The 21,190-nt window shown below is 67.0% G+C and carries 20 protein-coding genes; 18 read left to right on the top strand and 2 right to left on the bottom strand.

Features of this window, described 5'->3' with window-relative positions:
• Positions 1-37: 37 nt before the first annotated feature.
• The 7 genes from EYE40_RS05780 (at position 38) to EYE40_RS15720 (ending at position 6,558) form a co-directional block, all read left to right on the top strand.
• Positions 38-1,087: a Gfo/Idh/MocA family protein gene (locus EYE40_RS05780; protein ID WP_130981057.1), complete on the top strand. Its 1,050-nt coding sequence runs from the start codon at positions 38-40 to the stop codon at positions 1,085-1,087.
• 112 nt (positions 1,088-1,199) lie between these two features.
• Entirely contained in the window at positions 1,200-1,883 is a 684-nt protein-coding gene (locus tag EYE40_RS05775; protein WP_240034727.1) for a hypothetical protein, read from the top strand.
• A gap of 154 nt (positions 1,884-2,037) precedes the next feature.
• Positions 2,038-3,087: an aminotransferase class V-fold PLP-dependent enzyme gene (locus EYE40_RS05770; RefSeq protein ID WP_130981055.1), complete on the top strand. Its 1,050-nt coding sequence runs from the start codon at positions 2,038-2,040 to the stop codon at positions 3,085-3,087.
• Positions 3,088-3,154: 67 nt separating this feature from the next.
• On the top strand, positions 3,155-4,540 hold the full coding sequence (locus EYE40_RS05765; RefSeq protein WP_130981054.1) for a glycine--tRNA ligase: 1,386 nt from the start codon (positions 3,155-3,157) through the stop codon (positions 4,538-4,540).
• Positions 4,541-4,762: 222 nt separating this feature from the next.
• Positions 4,763-5,719 carry a glycyl-tRNA synthetase gene (locus tag EYE40_RS05760; RefSeq protein WP_193554485.1) on the top strand — a complete coding sequence of 319 codons (957 nt, stop codon included), beginning with the start codon at positions 4,763-4,765 and terminating at the stop codon, positions 5,717-5,719.
• Between the two features lie 54 nt (positions 5,720-5,773).
• Complete coding sequence (locus EYE40_RS05755) at positions 5,774-6,424, top strand: DsbA family oxidoreductase (protein ID WP_130981053.1); 651 nt, start codon at positions 5,774-5,776, stop codon at positions 6,422-6,424.
• A complete protein-coding gene (locus tag EYE40_RS15720; protein WP_275669396.1) occupies positions 6,424-6,558 on the top strand; it encodes a hypothetical protein in 135 nt (44 codons plus the stop codon). The genes EYE40_RS05755 and EYE40_RS15720 overlap by 1 nt, the downstream gene beginning before the upstream one ends.
• 113 nt (positions 6,559-6,671) lie before the next feature.
• On the opposite strand, the gene EYE40_RS05750 is transcribed toward EYE40_RS15720, so the two are convergent.
• Positions 6,672-7,151: an aminoacyl-tRNA deacylase gene (locus tag EYE40_RS05750; RefSeq protein WP_130981052.1), complete on the bottom strand. Its 480-nt coding sequence runs from the start codon at positions 7,149-7,151 to the stop codon at positions 6,672-6,674.
• Complete coding sequence (locus tag EYE40_RS05745; protein ID WP_130981051.1) at positions 7,148-7,666, bottom strand: hypothetical protein; 519 nt, start codon at positions 7,664-7,666, stop codon at positions 7,148-7,150. The genes EYE40_RS05750 and EYE40_RS05745 overlap by 4 nt, the downstream gene beginning before the upstream one ends.
• A 32-nt stretch (positions 7,667-7,698) precedes the next feature.
• On the opposite strand from EYE40_RS05745, the gene dusB reads away from it, so the two are divergent.
• The 11 genes from dusB to EYE40_RS05690 all read left to right on the top strand — a co-directional run bounded on the left by dusB (position 7,699) and on the right by EYE40_RS05690 (position 21,190).
• Positions 7,699-8,874, top strand: a complete 1,176-nt coding sequence (gene dusB, locus EYE40_RS05740; protein ID WP_130981050.1) for a tRNA dihydrouridine synthase DusB — start codon at positions 7,699-7,701, stop codon at positions 8,872-8,874.
• Positions 8,864-10,129: a deoxyguanosinetriphosphate triphosphohydrolase gene (locus EYE40_RS05735; protein WP_130981049.1), complete on the top strand. Its 1,266-nt coding sequence runs from the start codon at positions 8,864-8,866 to the stop codon at positions 10,127-10,129. Before dusB ends, EYE40_RS05735 begins: the two co-directional genes overlap by 11 nt.
• Positions 10,126-10,743: a hypothetical protein gene (locus tag EYE40_RS05730; protein WP_154071848.1), complete on the top strand. Its 618-nt coding sequence runs from the start codon at positions 10,126-10,128 to the stop codon at positions 10,741-10,743. The genes EYE40_RS05735 and EYE40_RS05730 overlap by 4 nt, the downstream gene beginning before the upstream one ends.
• A 57-nt stretch (positions 10,744-10,800) precedes the next feature.
• On the top strand, positions 10,801-12,678 hold the full coding sequence (gene dnaG / locus EYE40_RS05725) for a DNA primase (RefSeq protein ID WP_130981047.1): 1,878 nt from the start codon (positions 10,801-10,803) through the stop codon (positions 12,676-12,678).
• A 199-nt stretch (positions 12,679-12,877) separates the two neighbouring features.
• Complete coding sequence (locus EYE40_RS05720; protein WP_130981046.1) at positions 12,878-14,506, top strand: ABC transporter substrate-binding protein; 1,629 nt, start codon at positions 12,878-12,880, stop codon at positions 14,504-14,506.
• Positions 14,507-14,609: 103 nt separating this feature from the next.
• On the top strand, positions 14,610-15,698 hold the full coding sequence (locus EYE40_RS05715) for an ABC transporter permease (protein WP_130981045.1): 1,089 nt from the start codon (positions 14,610-14,612) through the stop codon (positions 15,696-15,698).
• 2 nt (positions 15,699-15,700) lie between these two features.
• Entirely contained in the window at positions 15,701-16,723 is a 1,023-nt protein-coding gene (locus EYE40_RS05710) for an ABC transporter permease (RefSeq protein ID WP_130981044.1), read from the top strand.
• A complete protein-coding gene (locus tag EYE40_RS05705) occupies positions 16,720-18,384 on the top strand; it encodes an ABC transporter ATP-binding protein (RefSeq protein ID WP_130981043.1) in 1,665 nt (554 codons plus the stop codon). Before EYE40_RS05710 ends, EYE40_RS05705 begins: the two co-directional genes overlap by 4 nt.
• 1 nt (position 18,385) lies before the next feature.
• Positions 18,386-19,219: an ATP-binding cassette domain-containing protein gene (locus EYE40_RS05700; RefSeq protein WP_275669395.1), complete on the top strand. Its 834-nt coding sequence runs from the start codon at positions 18,386-18,388 to the stop codon at positions 19,217-19,219.
• A complete protein-coding gene (locus tag EYE40_RS05695) occupies positions 19,212-20,210 on the top strand; it encodes an NAD(P)-dependent oxidoreductase (protein ID WP_130981042.1) in 999 nt (332 codons plus the stop codon). The genes EYE40_RS05700 and EYE40_RS05695 overlap by 8 nt, the downstream gene beginning before the upstream one ends.
• Positions 20,210-21,190 (top strand): lactonase family protein, encoded by a 981-nt coding sequence (locus EYE40_RS05690; protein WP_130981041.1) that lies wholly within the window; start codon positions 20,210-20,212, stop codon positions 21,188-21,190. The genes EYE40_RS05695 and EYE40_RS05690 overlap by 1 nt, the downstream gene beginning before the upstream one ends.

Raw genomic sequence — 21,190 nt, 5'->3', positions numbered from 1 at the left:
ACCTCCACGCGGTAGGGGCTGACGCTACGCTGTTCTGATGTCCTCCACGACCCCCATCCGCACAGGAATCATCGGCTTCGGACTCTCGGGACGCGTGTTCCACGCCCCGTTCATCGCCACGAATCCCGCCTTCTCGCTGGAGCTCGTCTCGACGAGCGACCCGGAACGTGCGGCAGAGGCAACGAAGCAGCATCCCGGAGTCGAGATCGTGGCATCCGCCGATGCACTGCTCGCCCGCGCCGGAGAGCTCGACCTGGTCATTCTGGCTTCGCCGGCGCACGCGCACCTCGAGCAGGGCCTGGCCGCTCTCGAGGCCGGGGCCAATGTCGTCATCGACAAGCCTTTCGCGCCGAGCCTTCTCGAGGCTAAGAAGCTGATCGAGAAGGCGGAGGAGGTCGGCCGTGTGCTGACCGTGTTCCAGAACCGTCGCTGGGACGGCGACTTTCTGACGCTGAAGAAACTCATCAACGAGGGCACCCTCGGCACCGTGCACCGATTCGAGTCGACGTTCGAGCGCTGGGGGCGTCCGCTGGTCGATCGCTGGCAGGACACCACGACAGCTGCCGAGGGCGCCGGCATCACCTTCGACCTCGGCAGCCACCTCATCGACCAGGCGCTGCAACTGTTCGGTGCGGCGACCGTCGAGCAGGCCGAGCTGTCGATCGTGCGCGAGGGCAGCGTGAGCGACGACGACGCGTTTCTGTCGCTGCTGCACACGAGCGGCGTTCGCTCGCACCTGACCATGAGCCGGGCCGCCGCTCAGGGCGGGCCGCGCTTCCGGGTGCTGGGCAGTGAGGGCGCCTACCGCGTGTACGGCCTCGACAACCAGGAGGCGGCGCTGCGGGAGGCCCGCTGGCCGGGTTCCGAGGGCTACGGCATCACGCCGGAAGCGGAGTGGGGCGACCTTGGCATCGAGGGCGCCACAACCAAGCGGCAGACCGAGAAAGGCGACTATCCCGCGTTCTACGAGGAAGTCGCCGCCGCGATCCGCACCGGGGCTCCGGCGCCGGTCGATCCCCGCGACGCGCTCGAAGTGCTCCGAATCATCGAGCGCGCCCACGCGCTGAGCGCCGCGTCACAGGAGTAAGTCTTTCTCAACTAGACTGTCCCCTATTGGGGGGAATACTGCCCTGTCCTCCCTGCCTTCTGAGCAGGCCCGATGGCGGGTTGCTCCTCCAGTGAATTGGTGTTCCCTCTTGATGATTTCGCGCATAGCCGCACCCCTCGTCCTCGCTGCGCTTCTGGCGACCGGCCTCGTCGCTTGCTCGCCCGCAGCCGACCCGAAGCCCAACACCTCTGCAGAAGCACCGGCCGAGGAAGAGGAAGAAGAAGCCCCCGAGGCCAACGGCGACTTCACCGCAGCCGAGTGGGCCAAGCCCGTCACCAACCCCGGTGAGCTGCTGACCACCGTCAAGGGCACCAACTTCCAGGTCGACATCTACCAGGTCGGCACCGAAGAGGCCTCGAAGACGGGGCAATTCGTCAACCCCGACGATAACAAGCCGATCATCGCCGTCGGCGCGGAGATCGTCTACGTCAACTATGTCGTGACCAACACGAGCGACGCCGAGATCCCGCTCACCTACAGCATCGTCGACGTCTCGGCGCGGTACGCCGACTGGCCCTACCTGCAGGGCATGGACAGCGTTGTGGATTCCGCTGCCTTCGAGGCCATGAAGGTCAACTCGAGCGCGATCGCTCCCAACAAGGGTGAGGCTCCGTTCCCGTTCGCTCCCGGCACCTCGTTCTCCTACGGCCAGAACTTCCTCTACCAGGCCGGTTCGCCGATCACCTTCACCGTCGCGCTCATCCCGTCGCTCGACAACGGCGACCTCGATCACGACGCCAAGCAGGAGATCAAGGCAGACACCAAGATCAAGTAGTCGATTTCCGGATGCCCCCGCTCGCGCCGAGCGGGGGCATCCGTCTGCCCGGCGCACCATTTCGCAACAAAACCGCGCGTACCCGAGGGGAATCGCAAGGAACATGCGTCCACCCCCCGAGACCCAGCGCGGGCTTTCGCGGGAGAATTGATCAATGAAGCTCTCCCCATCCCTGCGCCGCGCCCAGTCGAACTACGAGAGCGGGGCCGGATTCCTCGCCGTCGCCTCGATCGGCATCCCGATCACCGAGACCATCACCGCGCAGAAGCGTGACCTCGACCTCTGGGCGGCCGCCGAGCGCGACCCGCAGGATTACGACGCCGTTGTGGAGAGCACCCGCGGCCACTACGCCCGGCTCGTGGGTGTCACCCCCGACCGTGTCGCGACCGGCGCGCAGACCTCCGTGATCGCCTCGCTCGTGGCGGCCGGGGTTCCGGTGGGTGCCGAGGTGCTGTGCGTCGACGGGGACTTCTCGTCGATCATGTTCCCGTTCCTGCAGCGCGCGGGGATCTCCGTTCGCACGGCTCCACTCGACGGATTCGCCGCAGCGATCACCGACGACACCTGGCTCGTGGTGTTCTCGCTCATCCAGAGTTCGAGCGGGGTCGTCGCCGATGTGCCCGCGATCCTTGCGGCCGCCGAGAAGCACAACGCGTACACCTTCTGCGACGTCACCCAGGCGGCCGGCGTCCACCCCGTCGACGCCTCGCTCTTCGACGTCACCGCCTGCCACACCTACAAGTGGCTCGGCTGCCCGCGCGGCGTTGCCTTCATGACGCTCTCGACGCGATTCGACCCTCTGCTCACCCCGCTCAACGCTGGCTGGTACGCGGGAGACGACGTTTGGCAGTCCTGCTACGGCCCGACCATGGATCTTGCGCCGAACGCGCGCCGCTTCGACGTCTCCCCGGCATGGCCGGCCTGGGTCGGGGCCGAGCCCGCCATCCGCATGTTCGCGGATCTCGACATCACCGAAGTGTGGAAGTACACCACGGGACTGGGCGACATGCTGTGTGATGAGCTGGGCATCCCGCGACAGCACCAGGCGATCGTGACCTGGGCGGACCCCGATCGCACCGATCTCGGAAAACTCATCGACGCGGGCATCCGCGCCTCGGGTCGAGCGGGCCGGTTGCGGGCCTCGTTCCACATCTTCAATACCGAAGAGGATGTCGCGGCCGTCGTCGCCGCACTGGGTCGGTAGCGCGTCCCGCTAGGCTGGAGCTTTGATCGACCGGACACCCAGTTCGGCTGAAAACAGGAGTTCACACGTGGCAAATCCCAGCAATCTCGATGCCGTTATCAACCTCGCCAAGCGCCGTGGGTTCGTGTTCCAGGCGGGAGAGATCTACGGTGGTTCGCGTTCGGCGTGGGACTACGGACCGCTCGGAACCGCGCTCAAAGAGAACATCAAGAAGCAGTGGTGGCAGACCATCGTGCAGGGTCGCGACGATGTCGTCGGTCTCGACAGCTCCGTCATCCTGCCCCGAAAGGTCTGGGAGGCGTCCGGTCACGTCGAGGTGTTCTCCGACCCGCTCGTCGAATCGCTGCACACCCACAAGCGCTACCGCGCCGACCACCTGCTCGAGGCCTACGAGGAGAAGCACGGCCACCCGCCGGTCAACGGACTCGCCGACATTAAGGACCCCGACACCGGCCAGCCCGGATCGTGGACCGAGCCGCAGAACTTCTCCGGCCTGCTCAAAACCTTCCTCGGACCCGTCGACAACGAGGAAGGCATGCACTACCTGCGCCCCGAGACCGCGCAGGGCATCTTCGTGAACTTCGCCAACGTGCTGACGACGTCGCGCCTCAAGCCGCCGTTCGGAATCGGCCAGATCGGCAAGTCGTTCCGCAACGAGATCACGCCCGGAAACTTCATCTTCCGCACCCGCGAGTTCGAGCAGATGGAGATGGAATTCTTCGTCGAGCCCGGTACGGACGAAGAGTGGCACCAGTACTGGATCGACGAGTCCCTGCGCTGGTACACGGATCTCGGCATCAACCCCGAGAACATCCGCATCTACGAGCACCCGCAGGAGAAGCTCTCGCACTACTCGAAGCGCACCGTCGACCTCGAGTACCGCTTCCGCTTCGCGGGAAGCGAGTGGGGCGAGCTTATGGGTGTCGCGAACCGCACCGACTTCGACCTTCGTACGCACTCCGAGGCATCGGGCACCGACCTCTCCTACTTCGACCAGTCGAAGGACGAGCGCTGGACGCCCTATGTCATCGAGCCCGCGTTCGGCCTCACCCGCGCGCTCATGGCCTTTATGCTCGACGCGTACGCCGAGGATGAAGCCCCCAATGCCAAGGGCGGGGTCGACAAGCGCACCGTGCTGCGCCTCGACCGGCGCCTCTCGCCGGTCAAGGTCGCGATCCTCCCCCTGTCGCGCAACGAGCAGCTGTCGCCGCTCGCCAAGTCGATCGCCGCGGACCTGCGCAAGTACTGGAACGTCGACTTCGACGACGCTGGTGCGATCGGCAAGCGCTACCGCCGCCAGGACGAGATCGGAACACCGTTCGCGGTCACGATCGACTTCGACACCCTCGAGGACAACGCCGTGACCGTGCGGGAGCGCGACACCATGGCGCAGGAGCGCATCTCCCTCGACCGTCTCCGCAGCTACCTCGCCGAGCAGCTCCTGGGCGCCTGACCCCGCCCGCAGCACCCTGCCCGCGTGGTGTTCTGGAAATTCAGGACTCTCGTCGCGTGAGTTGAGCCCGCCCCTGTTCTTTCGGGGCGGGCTCTTTCTGCGGGTGCAGGAACCCTGAATTTCCATTCCCTCCTCTCCCTCAGGGTGTGTTTGTCGAGGGGATAGTCCACCTATGGAAGGCTTGGCCCTCCACGACCGGCCGGCGGCGGCCAGCATTGGGCGATGGTCACCATCGCCCGGATCGTCCACTCCCTGGGAGGCATAGCCCAGAAGCAGCATCTCGTCGCGCGGGGAGCGCGCGACCTGGACCTGACACGCGCGTTCCGCTCGGGTTCGGTCATCCGCGCCCGGCAGGGCTGGTACTCGACCCTTCCGGAGGATGACCTCCGCGTCCGAGCCGTGCGTGTCGGTGGACGACTCACCGGGATATCCGCGATCGAGGCGCTCGGCGGCTGGGTCGTCGAACACACGGTGCTCCACGTCTCCGTGCCGGTCAACGCAGCCCGGCAACGATCGCCGGTCAACCGATTCGTTCCATTGCGACGCCGCGGGGACGTCGAGTTGCACTGGGACCCGCCCGAACTGGGCGATCGCGGGGATTTCTCGAGTGTCGCGCTAAGGGATGCGCTGCGCCGTGTCATCCTCGATGAGTCATTCGAGCAGGCGATCGCGGCACTCGACTGGGCGCTTCATGTCGGGCTGATGGACGACTTCGACCTCGAGCTTCTGCTGTTGACCGTGCCGCGGGAGTTGAGGCACATCAGGGACTGGGTCGATGTGACGTGCGAGTCACTTCCCGAGAGTCTTGCGCGCACGCGGCTCAGGATTGCCGGGCATAACGTCGAAACCCAGGTCTGGCTGGAGGAGACCGGAGAGCGGGAAGACCTCGTCGTCGACGGACAGGTCGGGGTCGATGTGGACGGACGCGAGTTCCACGAGCCCTACTTCGAGCGTGATCGCAGGAAGGACGACGTGGTGAACCGGGCCGGGCTGCACGCGATGCGGCCGAGCGCGGCCGTGGTGTTCCGCCGCTGGGACGGGCTGCAGCGCGCCGTCGCCGTTGCTCTGGCCGCCCGAGGGTTCGCTCCGACTTCGGAAATTCAGGGCTTTGGCACACCCCGGCGGCGACGAGTCCCGCGTTTACGAGCGACCGGACCGCCCGTCCGACAAGAGTCCTGAATTTCCACTGGACCCCGCCGGGAATAGGCGCCGCCCGCGTGCGTTGAACCCAGCGTGAGTACTCCCATCAAAGTTGACATCTGGTCCGACGTTCAGTGCCCCTGGTGCTACATCGGAAAGCGCAAGTTCGAGGCTGGAGTTGTCGAATTCGGCGGCGAGGTCGAGGTCGAGTACCACTCATTCGAGTTGAGCCCCGACACCCCGGTCGAGTACGAAGGAACCCCCGTCGAGTACCTGAGCGAGCGCAAGGGCATGCCCGTCGAGCAGGTCGAGCAGATGCTCGAGCGCGTCACCGGTATCGCGAAGGATGTCGGCCTCGACTACGACTACGACCACGTGCACCAGACGAACACGGTCATCAGTCACGAACTCATCCACTTCGCGAAGTCCAAGGGACGCCAGCTCGAGATGAAGGAGCGCCTGCTCAAGGCGTACTTCATCAACGGCGAGCACGTCGGACGCATCCCGAACCTGGTGGCGATCGCCGTCGAGCTGGGGTACGACGAGGCCGAAGTGACCGAGGCGCTCGAGTCGCACCGCTTCCTGAAAGATGTGAAAGAGGATGTCGCGCTGGCGCAGGAGTACGGCATCCAGGGCGTGCCGTTCTTCGTGATCGACGGCAAGTACGGGGTGTCCGGCGCGCAGGAGGCGTCAGCGTTCGCTAACGTACTGGCACAGGTCGCCAGCGAGAGAGATGCAAGCTAATGGATGCAGCAACGAAGCCACTCCTGATCATCGGTTCGCCGGATGCCGCCGCGTGCGAGGGTGATTTCTGCGAGATCCCGGAGCACCACGAGCAGGCCGTCGTCAACCGTCGCTTGGATGAGGACCTGGTCTAGCCTCCAGCAGTTTCGAAAATTCAGGAGTTCCGCGCGTTCAGGCGCTGTAGACCCCTTGCGCGACACTTCAGCGACCAAAGTCCTGAATTTCCAGAACTGCCACGGCCGGAGGGTCAGCGCGGGACCAGCTCCTCGGTGATGTCGGCCACGGTGGCGTCGTAGGCGGCGATGAGGGCATCGGCATCCACGAACACACTGAGGCCGTGCTCGCCCGCGCCGAGGGACACGCGCTGTCCGACGATGCGTGAGTCGGCGAAGACCGGCCACGCGGTCGTCGAGCCGAGCGGCGTGATGGTGCCGCGCTCGTAGCCCGTGTTAGCGAGTGCCACATCTGCGGACGGCAGCTGCAGCTTGTTGACGCCGACGACGGCCCGGAGCTTCGCCCAGGCGATCTGGCGGTCCCCGGGTACGAGCGCGAACAGGAACGTGTCGTCGCTGCGCTTCACGACGAGCGACTTCACGATGTCGCCGGGGGAGATCCCGAGAATGGAGGCGGCCTCCTCGAGCGAGCGGGCGGCGGTGCGCTCCACGAATTCGATGGCCAGGCCGCGAGCGGCGGCATCCTCGGTCACGCGGGAGCGTCCGTTGGTCATGGGGTGCTCTCCAGCCTCTTGATCTCGGTGCGGATCACGTCGATATATGCAGAACGATCAAAGCTGTACGACAATTCCGGATTCACCGGATCGACTATCCACCAGTTCCAGTCGTCGGGAACCGGAACCTCCCTGCGCCGCCACCACGGCCCCGTCCTCGACACTGGGAAGCCGTTCTCCGTGTCGAACCCGATTCGGCTCCAGTGCACGGTGTCGACACCGAGGATGAGGGTCGCGGCGAAGATCCACCCGTCGTTGCCCATGCACAACGGGCAGTATCCAAGCGGGATGCGGCCGTCGTCGAGTTCGTGGGACACCCTCTCGCCGAGCAGTTGCCGGAGATACGAGACCTGTTCGCCCGCGCTGACCTCACTGTGGAGCACACTGCTGTGGTCGCCATCGCCGGCAGGAGAGAGCAGCATTCCGTTGACGGCGAGCTGGCGTGACACCCCGTCGACGTCCACCCCGTAGACGTCGCGGTGCGCAACATCGACGAACGACAGCGCATCGAGCATGCTCTCACCGACTTTCTGGGACAATTGACGAGATGTCCATTCTCACCGCTCCCGAGGCCGAGACCACGAGCGACCCCAACAAGCTGTACATCGGCCCGATCGAGCTGGACGTTCCGGTTGTGCTCGCCCCGATGGCCGGCATCACGAACACCGCCTTCCGCCGCCTGTGCCGCGAGTACGGCGCCGGGCTCTACGTGTCCGAGATGATCACGAGCCGCGCCCTGGTCGAGCGCACGCCCGAGAGCATGCGCCTCATCCGCCACCACGAGTCGGAGACGACCCGCAGCATCCAGCTCTACGGGGTCGACCCGAAGACGGTGCGCGAGGCGGTCACCATGCTGGTCGCTGAGGACCGCGCCGACCACATCGATTTGAATTTCGGATGCCCCGTCGCCAAGGTCACGAGGCGTGGCGGCGGTGCCGCCCTCCCGTGGAAGCGCGACCTGTTCCGGGACATCGTCGAGGCCGCTGTCGCCGCTGCCGGCGACATTCCGCTGACCATCAAGATGCGCAAGGGGATCGACGAGGATCACCTCACCTACCTGGAGGCCGCGAAGGCCGCCCAGGGTGCCGGCGTCGCGAGCATCGCCCTGCACGCGCGCACTGCCGCAGAGTTCTACTCGGGCACCGCGGACTGGTCGGCGATCGCAAAGCTCAAGGAGACCATCACCGACACCCCGATCCTCGGCAACGGTGACATCTGGAGCGCCGAGGACGCGATCCGCATGGTCGCCGAGACGGGCGCAGACGGTGTCGTCGTCGGTCGCGGCTGCCTGGGTCGCCCGTGGCTGTTCGGTGACCTGGCCGCCGCGTTCAAGGGCGAAAAGCTCAAAGCCATGCCCAGCCTCGGCGAGGTCGCCGTCGCCTTCCGGCGTCACGCGCAACTCCTCACGGAATTCTTCGACGAGGAGGACAAGGCGTGCCGCGACATCCGCAAGCACGTCGCCTGGTACTTCAAGGGCTACCCGATCGGCGGCGAGACCCGCGCAGCGCTCGCCATGTCGTCGAGCCTGCAGGAATTGGATGACCTGCTCGGCACCCTCGACCCCGACGTGCCCTACCCCGGCCAGGAGGCCGAGGGCCCGCGCGGCCGCGCCGGTAGCCCCAAGAAGCCGACTCTTCCCTACGGCTGGCTCGACAGCCGCGAGCTGCAGGAGACGGACCGCGCCGACCTGACGGCGGCCGAGGAGCACCACAGTGGTGGATAGTGGCACGTACCCGAGCGGCTACACCGAGGCCGACATCGAGCGCTGGTATCCCGAGGAGCATTCCACCCGCCGCAGCGATTTCGCGCGCGACCGCGGCCGCCTGCTGCACTCGAGCGCCCTGCGTCGTCTCGCCGCGAAGACACAGGTGCTGAGCCCGACCGCAGGTCTCGACTTCGCGCGCAATCGGCTCACGCACTCCCTCGAGGTCGCGCAGGTCGGGCGTGAGCTCGCGGCAAGCCTCGGGCTGGATCCCGACGTCGTCGACACGGCGTGCCTCGCGCACGATCTGGGTCATCCACCGTTCGGACACAACGGCGAGCGCGCGCTCAGCGAGTGGTCCCTCGATATCGGCGGTTTCGAGGGAAACGCGCAGACGCTGCGCCTGCTGACGCGCATCGAGCCGAAGGTCTTCGGGCCGGACGGTCGCACCTACGGGCTGAATCTCACACGAGCGAGCCTCGACGCGAGCTGCAAGTACCCCTGGCCCGAGCAGCAGGGCATCCCCGACCCGAGTGGACGCAGCAAGTTCGGCTTCTACGCCGACGATCTCCCGGTGTTCGAGTGGCTGCGAGCGGGCGCGCCCGACCGCCAGAAGTGCATCGAGGCGCAGGTCATGGACCTTTCCGACGACATCGCCTACTCGGTACACGACTTCGAGGACGCGATCGTGAGCGGCTACCTCGACGTGCCGGCCCTGAGCGCACGAGTCGATCACGACGAGCTGGTCGACTCGATGTTCGAGTGGATCGGTGGGGAGCTCACCCACGACGAGCTCATCGCCGCCTTCGACCGCCTCGACAACCTCGACTCGTGGATCGAGTCGTGGGACGGCAGCCGCATCGACCTGGCCCGCCTCAAGAACCTCACGAGCCAGCTGATCGGACGATTCGCGCATGAGGCCGTGCACGCGACGCGTGCGGCGCATCCTCGGGGCAGCCTCATCCGCTTCGGTGCGAACGTCGTCGTCCCGCGCGAGACGCAGGCCGAGATCGCGGTACTCAAGGGCATCGTGGCGGCGAACGTGATGAAGACGAACTCCCGCAAGCCGATTTATCTGCACCAGCGCGAGATCATCACCGAGCTGGCCGACGCGCTGCTGCGAACCGAGGGGCGCGATCTCGACGCCGGCTTCGCCGCCGACTTGCGAGATGCCCGGGATGACGCTGCGCACAAGCGCGTCGTGGTGGATCAGGTTGCCTCCCTCACCGACCAGTCCGCCATCGCATGGCATTCGCGACTCGTGAGCCGACCGTGAAGAGGGCACTGCTGCTCGTCGCGGCCCTGCTCCTGACCGGGTGCACGGCGGCACCCGAACCCGAGCCGACGGCGACCGCAGAACCCCCGCAGGAGTACACGGTCGCGTGGGTCGTGGAGCAGTCCTGGGTGACCTTCTCCGACTCGTATCCGGATGTCGAGCGCCCCGAGGTGGAGGCCGAGCGGCTGATCAGCCCGGGGGAGTGGCCGAAGACGATCGCCGGCTGCCTCGTCGACGCCGGATTCACCGACACGAAGGCCACCACGGGCGGCCAGGTGGAGAGTGCGAGCAGCGGCGAAGAGGACTACGACCTCGCGCAATACGTGTGCTCGGCGACGTTCCCGATCGACCCGAAGTACTTCCGTCCGCTCGACGAGGAGGCGATCGGCATCGTCTACGACTACTTCGTCGACACGCTCGTGCCGTGCCTCACCGCTCAGGGCCAGACCGTGACGCCCGCACCCACCCGCGAGGCGTTCCTGGCCGGCTGGGAGGGCGTGCCGTCGTGGAACCCCTACGGCGATCTGCCGCTCGAGGTGATCGGCCAGGCCGAGCTCGATCGCCTCATCTCGGTGTGCCCCGAGTACCCGCCCGACGAGGTGCTCTACGACTGAGTCGGCGCGGTGGACACAGCCAGCGGCGGGGTACGCCGCGACCGTAGAATCATCACCGTGGCTGGACTAATCCGACGGAGCGATATCGACGAGGTGCGCTCCCGCACCAACCTCGCCGACATCGTCGGGGACTACGTCACTCTCAAGAGCGCGGGCTCCGGCTCGATGAAGGGCCTCTGCCCCTTCCACGAGGAGCGCAGCCCGAGTTTCCACGTGCGCCCGCAAGTCGGTTTCTACCACTGCTTCGGCTGCCAGGAGGGCGGCGACGTCTTCAGCTTCCTGATGAAGATGGACCACGTGTCCTTCTCCGAGGCGGTCGAGCGCATGGCCGCCCGCATCGGTTTCGAACTGCATTACGAGGATGGCGCGGCCGCCGTCGACCACGGCAATCGCGCTCGCATCCTCGCCGCCAACCAGTCGGCCGCCGAGTTCTTCGTCGCCCAGCTGTCGAGTGATGAGGCGGAGCCAGGGCGCGCGTTTCTCGGCGCCCGCGGCTTCGACCAGTCAGCTGCAGAGCGCTTCGGCATCGGTTTCGCCCCGCGGCACGGCGCCCTCGGCAAGCACCTGCGCACCCTTGGCTACAAAGACGACGAGCTCGTCGAGGCGGGCCTGCTCGGTCGCGGTGACCGCGGCGACGTCTACGACCGGTTCCGCGGGCGGCTGGTCTGGCCGATCCGCGACACCACGGGTGCGACGCTCGGCTTCGGTGCGCGAAAGCTGCTGGATGACGACCAGGGACCCAAGTACCTGAACACTCCGGAGACCCCGGTGTACCACAAGAGCCAGGTGCTCTACGGGCTCGACCTCGCCAAGAAGGACATCGCGCGCGGCCGCCAGGTCGTCGTGGTCGAGGGCTACACCGACGTGATGGCCTGCCACCTTGCGGGCGTCACGACGGCCGTCGCGACCTGTGGAACGGCTTTCGGCGTCGACCACATCAAGATGATCCGCCGGGTGATGGGCGACGTCGCGAACGACAACACCCGCGGCACCGGGGAGGTCATCTTCACGTTCGACCCCGACGCCGCCGGCCAGAAGGCCGCGAGCCGTGCCTTCGAGGAGGAGCAGCGCTTCGCGGCGCAGACCTTCGTGGCCGTGGCCCCCGACGGCCTCGACCCGTGCGACCTGCGCCTCAACCGCGGCGATGACGCGGTGCGACGCCTCGTCAGCACCCGCAAGCCCATGTTCGAGTTCATGATCCGCCGGCAGCTGGCCGAGCACAACCTGGACACCGTCGAGGGTCGGGTCTCGGCGCTCCGCGCTGCTGCTCCCGTCGTTGCGGGCATCCGCGACCAGGCGCTCAGTGTCGGCTATATCCGCAACCTTGCCGGCTGGCTGGGGGTCGACATCAATGAGGTCGGGCGCGCCGTGACATCCGCTCGAAAGAACGAGGCGAGCACCCCGTCGCCGAGCACCGAGCGCTCCGCGAGATCGAACGAGCCGGCTCCCGAGGTCGCCGAGCACGGTCCCTCGCTCACAACGCTGCCGACCGACCCCGCGACTCGCCTTGAGCGCGACGCCCTCATGGCGATCCTGCAGCACCCGACCGACGTCGGCCTCGACTACATCACGCGGGTGGGGCGGGTCGGATTCGCGGACAACACGCTCTCGGTCGTGCGCGACGGCATCGCTACGAGCCTCGATCACGTGGATGCCCCCGACTGGCTGCAGCGCGTCGCCGACGAGGTGCCCGTGCTGTTCTCGACGCTCGTGAAGCAGCTCGGGGTGGCGCCGATCCCGCAGCACGCCGAACTACTCGCGAGTTACTGCAAGGGAGTCGTCGCCTCCCTGCTCGAGCGTGATGTGCTGCGCCGCAAACGCGACCTCATGGGTTCCCTGCAGCGACTGGATGCAACGGCCGACCCCCAGCGATACGAAGAGCTGCAGCGCGAACTCGTCGCCACGGAGAACGAACGTCGCGCGCTGCGCGAATAGAACCCCGGCGGGTCCGATCAGCCTCGAACGGGGGACGCACGTTTCGGTCTCGTAAAGAATTGCGCGGACCGACCGTTCGAAGTGGCCCCGAGTTCACCGGTGTGTTACTACTGGGAGCACAGCAATGCACGTAGAGGCGTATACAACCGCGCCCGAACGGCCGCATTCCTTGCAACCAATCAGGAAGAGGTAGACGGATATGACGTCCGCATCCAACAACGGCAAGCGCGCGCTTGGTGTCATCGCAGGCTCCGCCGCGTTCGCACTCGTGCTCGCTGGCTGCGCCAGCACCCCCGGCGATGACGGGGGAAACTCCGCTGACTCGATCATCGTCGGCACCACCGACAAGGTCACGTTCATCGACCCGGCCGGTTCCTACGACAACGGTTCCTTCGCGATCATGAACCAGGTGTACCCGTTCCTGCTCAACTCGCCGTCCGGCACCTCCGATGTCGAGCCCGACATCGCGGCGTCCGCCGAGTTCACGACGCCGACCGAGTACACGGTCGTCCTCAAGGAAGGACTCACGTTCGCCAACGGCAACGAGCTCACCTCGTCCGACGTCAAGTTCAGCTTCGACCGCCAGCTGGCGATCGCCGACGAGAACGGCCCGTCCGTCCTCCTCTACAACCTCGCGAGCGTCGAGGCAGTGGACGACCTGACCATCGTCTTCACCCTCAAGGCGGGCAACGACCAGATCTGGCCCCAGATCCTGTCCAGCCCGGCCGCCCCGATCGTCGACGAGGACGTGTTCGCTGCTGACGCCGTGACCCCCGACGCCGACATCGTCAAGGGCAAGGCCTTCGCCGGCCAGTACGAGATCTCGAGCTACGACTTCAACAACCTCGTCGAGTTCACGGCCTTCGACGGCTACGACGGCGTTCTGGGCGCTCCGGCAACCGACACCGTGCAGCTGCAGTACTTCACGGAGGCTTCGAACCTGAAGCTCGCCGTGCAGGAAGGCGAGATTGACGTCGCACACCGCAGCCTCTCGGCTACGGACGTGGCTGACCTCGAGGGCAATGACGACGTGAACGTCGTCGTCGGCCCCGGTGGCGAGACGCGCTACATCGTCTTCAACTTCGACACCCAGCCCTTCGGCGCGAAGACCCCCGAGGCCGATGAGGCCAAGGCCCTCGCCGTCCGCCAGGCGGTTGCCAACCTCGTCGACCGCGACGAGCTCTCCGACCAGGTCTACAAGGGCACCTACCTGCCCCTGTACTCCTTCGTTCCCGCCGGCCTGACCGGTGCGACCGAGGTTCTTAAGGAGCTCTACGGCACCGACGGAAAGCCTGACGCCGCGAAGGCGGAGAAGGCACTTGCTGACGCAGGCGTCACGACCCCCGTCGAGCTGAACCTCCAGTACAACCCCGACCACTACGGTGAGTCGTCCGGCGACGAGTACGCGCTCGTGAAGAGCCAGCTCGAGAAGGATGGCCTGTTCACGGTCAGCCTCCAGTCGACGGAGTGGGTCCAGTACTCGAAGGACCGCACGGCAGATGTGTACCCGGCCTACCAGCTCGGCTGGTTCCCGGACTACTCGGACGCTGACAACTACCTGTCGCCGTTCTTCGCCGAGGGCAACTTCCTGGGCAACCACTACAGCAACGCAGAGGTCAACACCATGATCGGTGCGCAGGCTGTGGAGACCGACCCCGCGAAGCGCCAGACGCTGATCGAGGACATTCAGGCAGCAGTTGCAGCCGACCTGTCGACTGTTCCCCTGCTCCAGGGTTCGCAGATCGCCGTCACGGGCAAGACGGTCACGGGCGCAACGCTCGATGGTTCGTTCAAGTTCCGCTACGGCACGCTGGCCAAGGGCGAGTAACGGAAGGCTAGAGTCTTTCTAGCGCAGTAGAGGGGGGCGACCCGCGATCATGCGGGTCGCCCCCTTTTTCTTTCCCTCTGCCCACACGCACGAATAGGTAACAATGAGCTCGAGCGCACAACTGCTTGCTCCGACACCCGCGCCCAAGAAGCGCGGGTTCGGATTCCCCGGAGGAAACCTCGGACGATACATCGTCACGCGTTTCCTCCTGATCATCCCGACGGTATTCATCCTCGTCACCATGGTCTTCCTGCTGATGCGCACGATCGGTGACCCGATCACTGCGGCGCTCGGTGGACGCCTCACCGCCGCCCAGCTGCAGGAGCGCATCCACGCCGCGGGCTACGACCGCCCGGTGCTCGTGCAGTACTTCGAGTACCTCGGGCAGGTCTTCACCGGCAACTTCGGTACGGCGATCAGCGACGGCCGTCCGGTCTCCGAGCTCCTCGTCACCTACGGCGCTGCGACCCTCGAGCTCGTGATCTACGCGCTCATCGTCGCCTTCGTCGTGGGTATCCCGCTCGGTATGCTTGCCGCCTACTTCCGCGACAAGGCGCCCGACGCGTTCCTGCGCGTGTTCGCGATCCTCTGCTACGCGACCCCCGTCTTCTTCGCCGGCCTGCTCCTCAAGCTGGTATTCGCTGTGTGGCTCAAGGTTCTCCCGGTCTCCGGCCGTGCGGGAATCCGCACCGAACTCGCGATCAACAAGCTTGAGGGCAAGTCCGGCATCTACCTGATCGATGCGATCCGGCTCGGCAACGGCCAGGCCATCAGCGATGTGCTCGAGCACGCGGTGCTTCCCGGCGTCGCGCTCGGCCTGCTGACCGCCGGCGTATTCCTTCGCCTCGTGCGCACCAACGTGATCGGCACGCTGTCGATGGATTACGTTGACGCAGCACGCTCGCGGGGCGTGAGCGAGTTCCGCCTCGTGCGCAAGCACGCGTACAAGCCCGCACTCATCCCGATCATCACGGTCATCGGCCTGCAGATCGCGTTGCTTCTGGGTGGCGCGGTGCTCACGGAGACAACCTTCGAGTGGAAGGGCCTCGGCTTCAAGCTCGCCGAATACCTGACCGCGCGTGACTTCATCGCCGTGCAGGGCATCGTCGCCCTGCTTGCCGTCATCGTCGCCCTGTCCAACTTCGTCGTCGACATACTTGCGGCGATCATCGACCCGAGGGTGAGGCACTGATCATGACTGAAACCGTCAAGGTCGCCTGGTGGAAGCGACTGCCCATCATCCACCACCTGCGCCAAAGCGTCGGCCTGCAGCGCGGAATGCTCATCGCCGGACTCATCATCACCGGCATCTTCCTGCTCACGGCGCTGTTCGCCCCGCTCATCGCGCCGTTCGGCTACTCGGAACTGCGGGACGACGACGGCACCTTCGGCGCCCAGCTGCCCCCGGGCGGCAAGCACATCCTCGGCACGACCGTCGGCGGGTATGACGTCTTCTCGCGCGTCATCTGGGGTGCCCAGACGGCCCTCGCGGTCATCGTCGTCGCTGTGGTGCTGTCGATCTTCGTGGGCGTTGTGCTGGGGCTCATCTCCGGGTACATCGGTGGCTGGCTCGACCGCATCCTCGTGGTCGTCGCCGACGCCGTGTACGCCTTCCCGACCCTGCTGCTCGCGATCGTCGCGGCCATCGCCATCAGTGGCGGCCAGTCGAGCCTGTGGGGTGGTGTCTTCGCCGCGGCGCTCTCGATCACGGTGGTCTTCATCCCGCAGTACTACCGGGTGATCCGCGCCGAGACGATGCGCATCAAGTCGGAGGCCTACGTCGAGTCGGCGAAGGTGATCGGCACCCCGACGAGCCGCATCATGTTCCGCCACGTGTTCCGCAATGCGACCCGCACGCTGCCGCTCATCTTCACGCTCAACAGCTCTGAGGCAATCCTGACCCTCGCGGGCCTCGGCTTCCTCGGTTTCGGCATCGAGCCGACGAGTGCCGCGGAGTGGGGTTACGACCTCAACAAGTCGTTGTCCGACGTGACGAGCGGTATCTGGTGGACCTCGGTCTTCCCCGGCGTCGCGATCGTGCTCGTCGTGATGGGCATCACCCTCGTGGGCGAGAGCCTCAACGACCTCGCCGACCCCCGCCTGCGCACGCGTCGCCGCGCCGACGGCACTCCGCCGGTCACCGCGCAAGGCTCCGTCGTTCCCGGTGGCAGCCTCGACGACGCCGCGAGCATCAAGGGACTGGAGGGCCGGTCATGAGCAACATCCTCGATATCAAGAATCTCGAAGTGACCTTCGCGACCGACGGCGGAGACGTTCGTGCGGTGGATGACGTGTCGCTCAGCGTCGCGGCGGGCGAAGTGCTCGCGATCGTCGGCGAGAGCGGAAGCGGCAAGACCGTGACCGCGAAGACGATCCTCGGCCTGCTGCCGGAGACCGCGTACACGCGCGGTGCCGTCATGCTCGGCGAGAACAACGTCATCGCCCTCAGCGCCGACAAGCTTCGGGCCATCCGCGGCACCGATGTCGCGATGGTGTTCCAGGAGCCGTCCACGGCCCTCAACCCTGTCTACACGGTCGGCTGGCAGATCGCGGAGGGCCTGCGCGCCCACGGAAAGTTCACGAAGAAGCAGGCGCGCGCCAAGGCCATCGAAATCCTCGGCAAGGTCGGCATCCCCGATCCCGCCAAGCGCGTCGACTACTTCCCGCACGAGTTCTCGGGCGGCCAGAAGCAGCGAGTCGTCATCGCCATGGCACTGGTGCTCGAGCCCGGCCTGATCGTCGCCGACGAGCCCACCACTGCGCTCGATGTGACGGTGCAGGCCGAGATCCTCGACCTGCTGCGCCGCGTGCGCGACGAGTTCGGCACGGCGATCGTGATCATCACCCACAACATGGGTGTCGTCGCCGACCTCGCCGACCGAGTGGCCGTGATGTACAACGGCAAGCTCGTGGAGGAGGCACCCGCCCAGCAGCTGTTCTCCTCGCCGGAGCACGAGTACACGCAGAAGCTTCTCGCTGCGGTGCCACGTCTCGGCACGGGTGCCGCCCGCGCGGAGGCCCGCGAGGCGAAGCGCACGGGGGAGAAGGCAGCACCCGTCGTCATCGCCCAGGACCTCGTGATCGAGTACCCGGGTCGCTTCGGCACGGCCGGCTTCCGAGCTGTCGACCGCGTGAGCTTCACGATCTCGCCCGGAGAGGTGCTCGGCCTCGTCGGCGAGAGCGGCTCCGGCAAGACGACCATCGGTCGCGCTATCGGCGGTCTCACGAAGATCACCGGGGGTTCGCTGCAGGTTCTCGGCCACGAGATGCTCGGCATCAAGGAGCGCCAGTTCAAGCCCTCCCGCGCCGACATCGGCTTCGTCTTCCAGGACCCGGCGTCGAGCTTCAACCCGCTTCTGACAATCGCCGAGTGCGTCGCCGAGCCGCTCATCGTTCACGGCAAGGCTCGGGATGCCGGTGCCGCCCGCCCCCGCGTTGACGAGCTGCTCGAAGCCGTGCAGCTGCCGCGCTCGTTCGCGGACCGCTACCCCCACGAGCTGAGTGGAGGGCAGCGCCAGCGTGCCTCGCTCGCGCGCTCCCTCGCTCTCGACCCCAAACTGCTCATCGCCGACGAGCCGACGAGCGCGCTCGACGTCTCCGTGCAGGCGAGGGTGCTTGAACTCTTCGCCGAACTGCAGGGCGAGTTCGGGTTCGCGGCTCTCTTCATCAGCCACGACCTCGCGGTGGTCGACATGCTCGCCGACCGCATCGCCGTGCTGTACAAGGGTGAACTCGTGGAGGAGGGACCGGGCTCGCAGGTTTTGGGTGCGCCGCAGCATCCCTACACGCAGCGTCTGCTGGCCTCGCTGCCGGTGCCGGATCCGGCCGAGCAGAAGGAGCGCCGCGAGCTGCTGGCGAGCCTGAGGAGTGCCGAGTAGCGTGAGTGAGACATCCCTGCCGCCGATTGCCGTGCGGGCGCATGACCTGTCGATCAGGTACCCGTCGCGCCATCCCGACAGCACCGTTCTGCCGGTCAACGGCGTGAGTTTCACGGTGCGCGAGGGGGAGATCCTGGCGATCGTCGGCGAGACCGGCTCGGGCAAGAGCACGCTCGCCGCGACGATCGCCGGGCACATCGGCACGGGGGAGTCGGGCTACCCGATCATCCACGGCGGATCGCTCAGCGTCTTCGGGCGCGAGCTGCGCGGGGCGACCCGCAAGGCTCTTGACCGCACCAACTTCCGGATCGGCTACCTGCCGCAGGACGCCGGGTCGTTCCTCGCCCCGCGCCTCACGGTTGGTGAGAACGTTGCCCTGCCCATCTTCGAACGCGATCGCCGCTTCAACCAGACCGAGGCGGGCAAGGCCGTCGCGACGCTCATCGACTCGGTGCGACTGCCGCTCGCGATGATGAACAAGTACCCGCACGAGCTCAGCCGCGGACAGCGTCAGCGCGTCGCGATCGCCCGTTCGCTGATCCTCGAACCGGAGATCTTCGTCGCCGACGATCCGACCTCGGGCATCGACGTGATGGTTCGCGACGCCATCCTCGACACGATCCGCGAACTGCAGCAGCAGCGCTCGTTCTCGGCCGTTGTGGTGACGCCCGACCTCCGCGAGGTGCGCTTCCTCAGCAAGAGCGTTCTCGTGATGCACCGCGGTGTGATCGTCGGAAACGGCCTCATCGACGACGTGCTCGATCGGCCGGATCACCCCTACGTCGAGGGCCTCGCCGTCGCCTGGGATCACGAGGCCGCGCCGACGCATGGCTGAGCCGCGCACCCCGGGCCAGCACCGTGACCTCGTCGTCGGTGCCGCGCCGTCGTTCCAGCCCGTCGCGGGTGGGCTCGCGATTCTGCCGACACCGAACGAGCGCTTCGCCGCAGCCGTCGTCTCGGCCGGCGGTGTCGTCGCGCCGCTCTCCTCGGAGACGCGCGGCATCATCTGGCTATCTGACAAGCGTGCGGCCGACCTCGAGGGAATCCTCGACGAGAATCCGCAGGTCGAGTGGGTGCAGCTGCCCTGGGCCGGCGTCGACGCCTTCGCCCCGCTGCTTGCCAGCCTCGCCGACCGCGACCGCCTGCTCTGGACGAGCGCGAAGGGCGCCTACTCGGAGCCCGTGGCCGAGCACGCCCTCGCCCTTGCCCTTGCCCTGCTGCGGAAGCTGCCCGCCAAGGCGGCCTCGACTTCATGGGCGACCGCCAAGACCGGCACTTCGCTGTACGGCCGCCGGGTGGTCATCGTCGGAGCGGGCGGCATTGCCCTCGAGCTGTTGCGCCTGCTCGCCCCGTTCGAGGTGGACACCACAATCGTTCGGCGCTCGGATGCACCGCTGGACGGGGCGACCCGCACCGTTTCGTCCTCCGAGCTGCACGCCGTTCTCGCCACCGCGGACGTGGTGATCCTCGCCGCAGCCAGCACCGGGGAGACCGCGCACCTCATCGGAGCCGCCGAACTCGCCGTGATGCAGCCCACCGCTGTTCTCGTGAACATCGCCCGCGGTGCCCTCGTCGATCAGGATGCCCTCGTCGTCGCGCTCCGCAGCGGCTCGATCGCCGCCGCGGGGCTGGACGTCACCGACCCCGAGCCGCTGCCCGACAGCCACCCGCTCTGGGCCGAGCCGAACTGCGTCATCACCTCGCACTCCGCCGACACCCCCGCGATGACCGCGCCGCTGCTCGCCGGCCGCATCGCCGCCAACGTCACCGCGCTGCTCGCCGGCGGCCCGTTCGTCGGCATCGTCGACCCCCGGGCAGGTTATTGATGACGCTCTGGTACGCGGGCGCCTACACGCCCGACATGGACGGCTCAGCCGAGGGGATCCTCGCGCTCTCCTCTCGCCCCGACGGCACCCTCGAGGTGCTGGGGCTCGCTGCTGCGGCGGCCTCCCCGTCCTTCCTCGCGCTCGGTGCCGATCGCCTGTACGCCGTCGCCGAGGCCACCGGGCGTGTGGTGTCGTTTTCGCGCGGCTCCGGATACTCACTGATCCCTGCCGAGGAAGCATCTTCCGGCGGCTCGGCCCCCTGCCACATCGGTGTCTACGACGAGACGCTCGTCGTGTCCAACTACACCGACGGCGCCCTCGGCGTGCTGGGCGCCCGGCCGCTCGAACTCCTGCAGACCCTCGACGGCACCGGATCCGGCCCGCACGCGGTCCAGAACGGCCCGCACGCGCACTCAACGTTCGGGCTGCCCGGCGGCACGGTACTGAGCGCCGATCTCGGCGCCGACGTCGTGCACGTGCACACGCTGGTGGGCGGGGTGCTGGAGCGGGGGACATCCCTCGACCTACCGCCGGGCACCGGCCCGCGCGATTTCCTGCAGCACAGCAGCGGCTTCGTCTACCTTCTGGCCGAGCTGGGGCTGCGTGTGCTGGTGCTGCAGCGGCGGGATGACGCTCTCACTCTCGTGTCCAGCGTCGACCTGCCGGGTGGCGCGCAGGGCGACCACGCCGCGGGTCTGAGCCTGCGCGGCGACTACCTCTATGCGGCCCTGCGCGGAGGCAACCTCGTCTCGGTGCTGCGCATCGTCGACGACGGGGCCGGGCTCGAGCCCGTCGGATTCGTGCCGAGCGGCGGCGACTGGCCGCGCCACCACGCGATCGACGCGGATATGCTGCATGTCGCCAACCAGCTCTCGTCCGAGGTGTCCTCGTTCCGGCTGGGTTCCGACGGCATGCCGGAGCTGCTCGGCAGCACCCCCGTACCCTCGCCGACCTTCCTGCTCGACGCCTCGCGGTTTTGA

The organism is Glaciihabitans arcticus (genome assembly GCF_004310685.1).
GTDB lineage: Bacteria > Actinomycetota > Actinomycetes > Actinomycetales > Microbacteriaceae > Conyzicola > Conyzicola arctica.
Note: the sequence above shows the minus strand (reverse complement) of the source record. Positions and strands in the feature narration are given on the sequence as shown.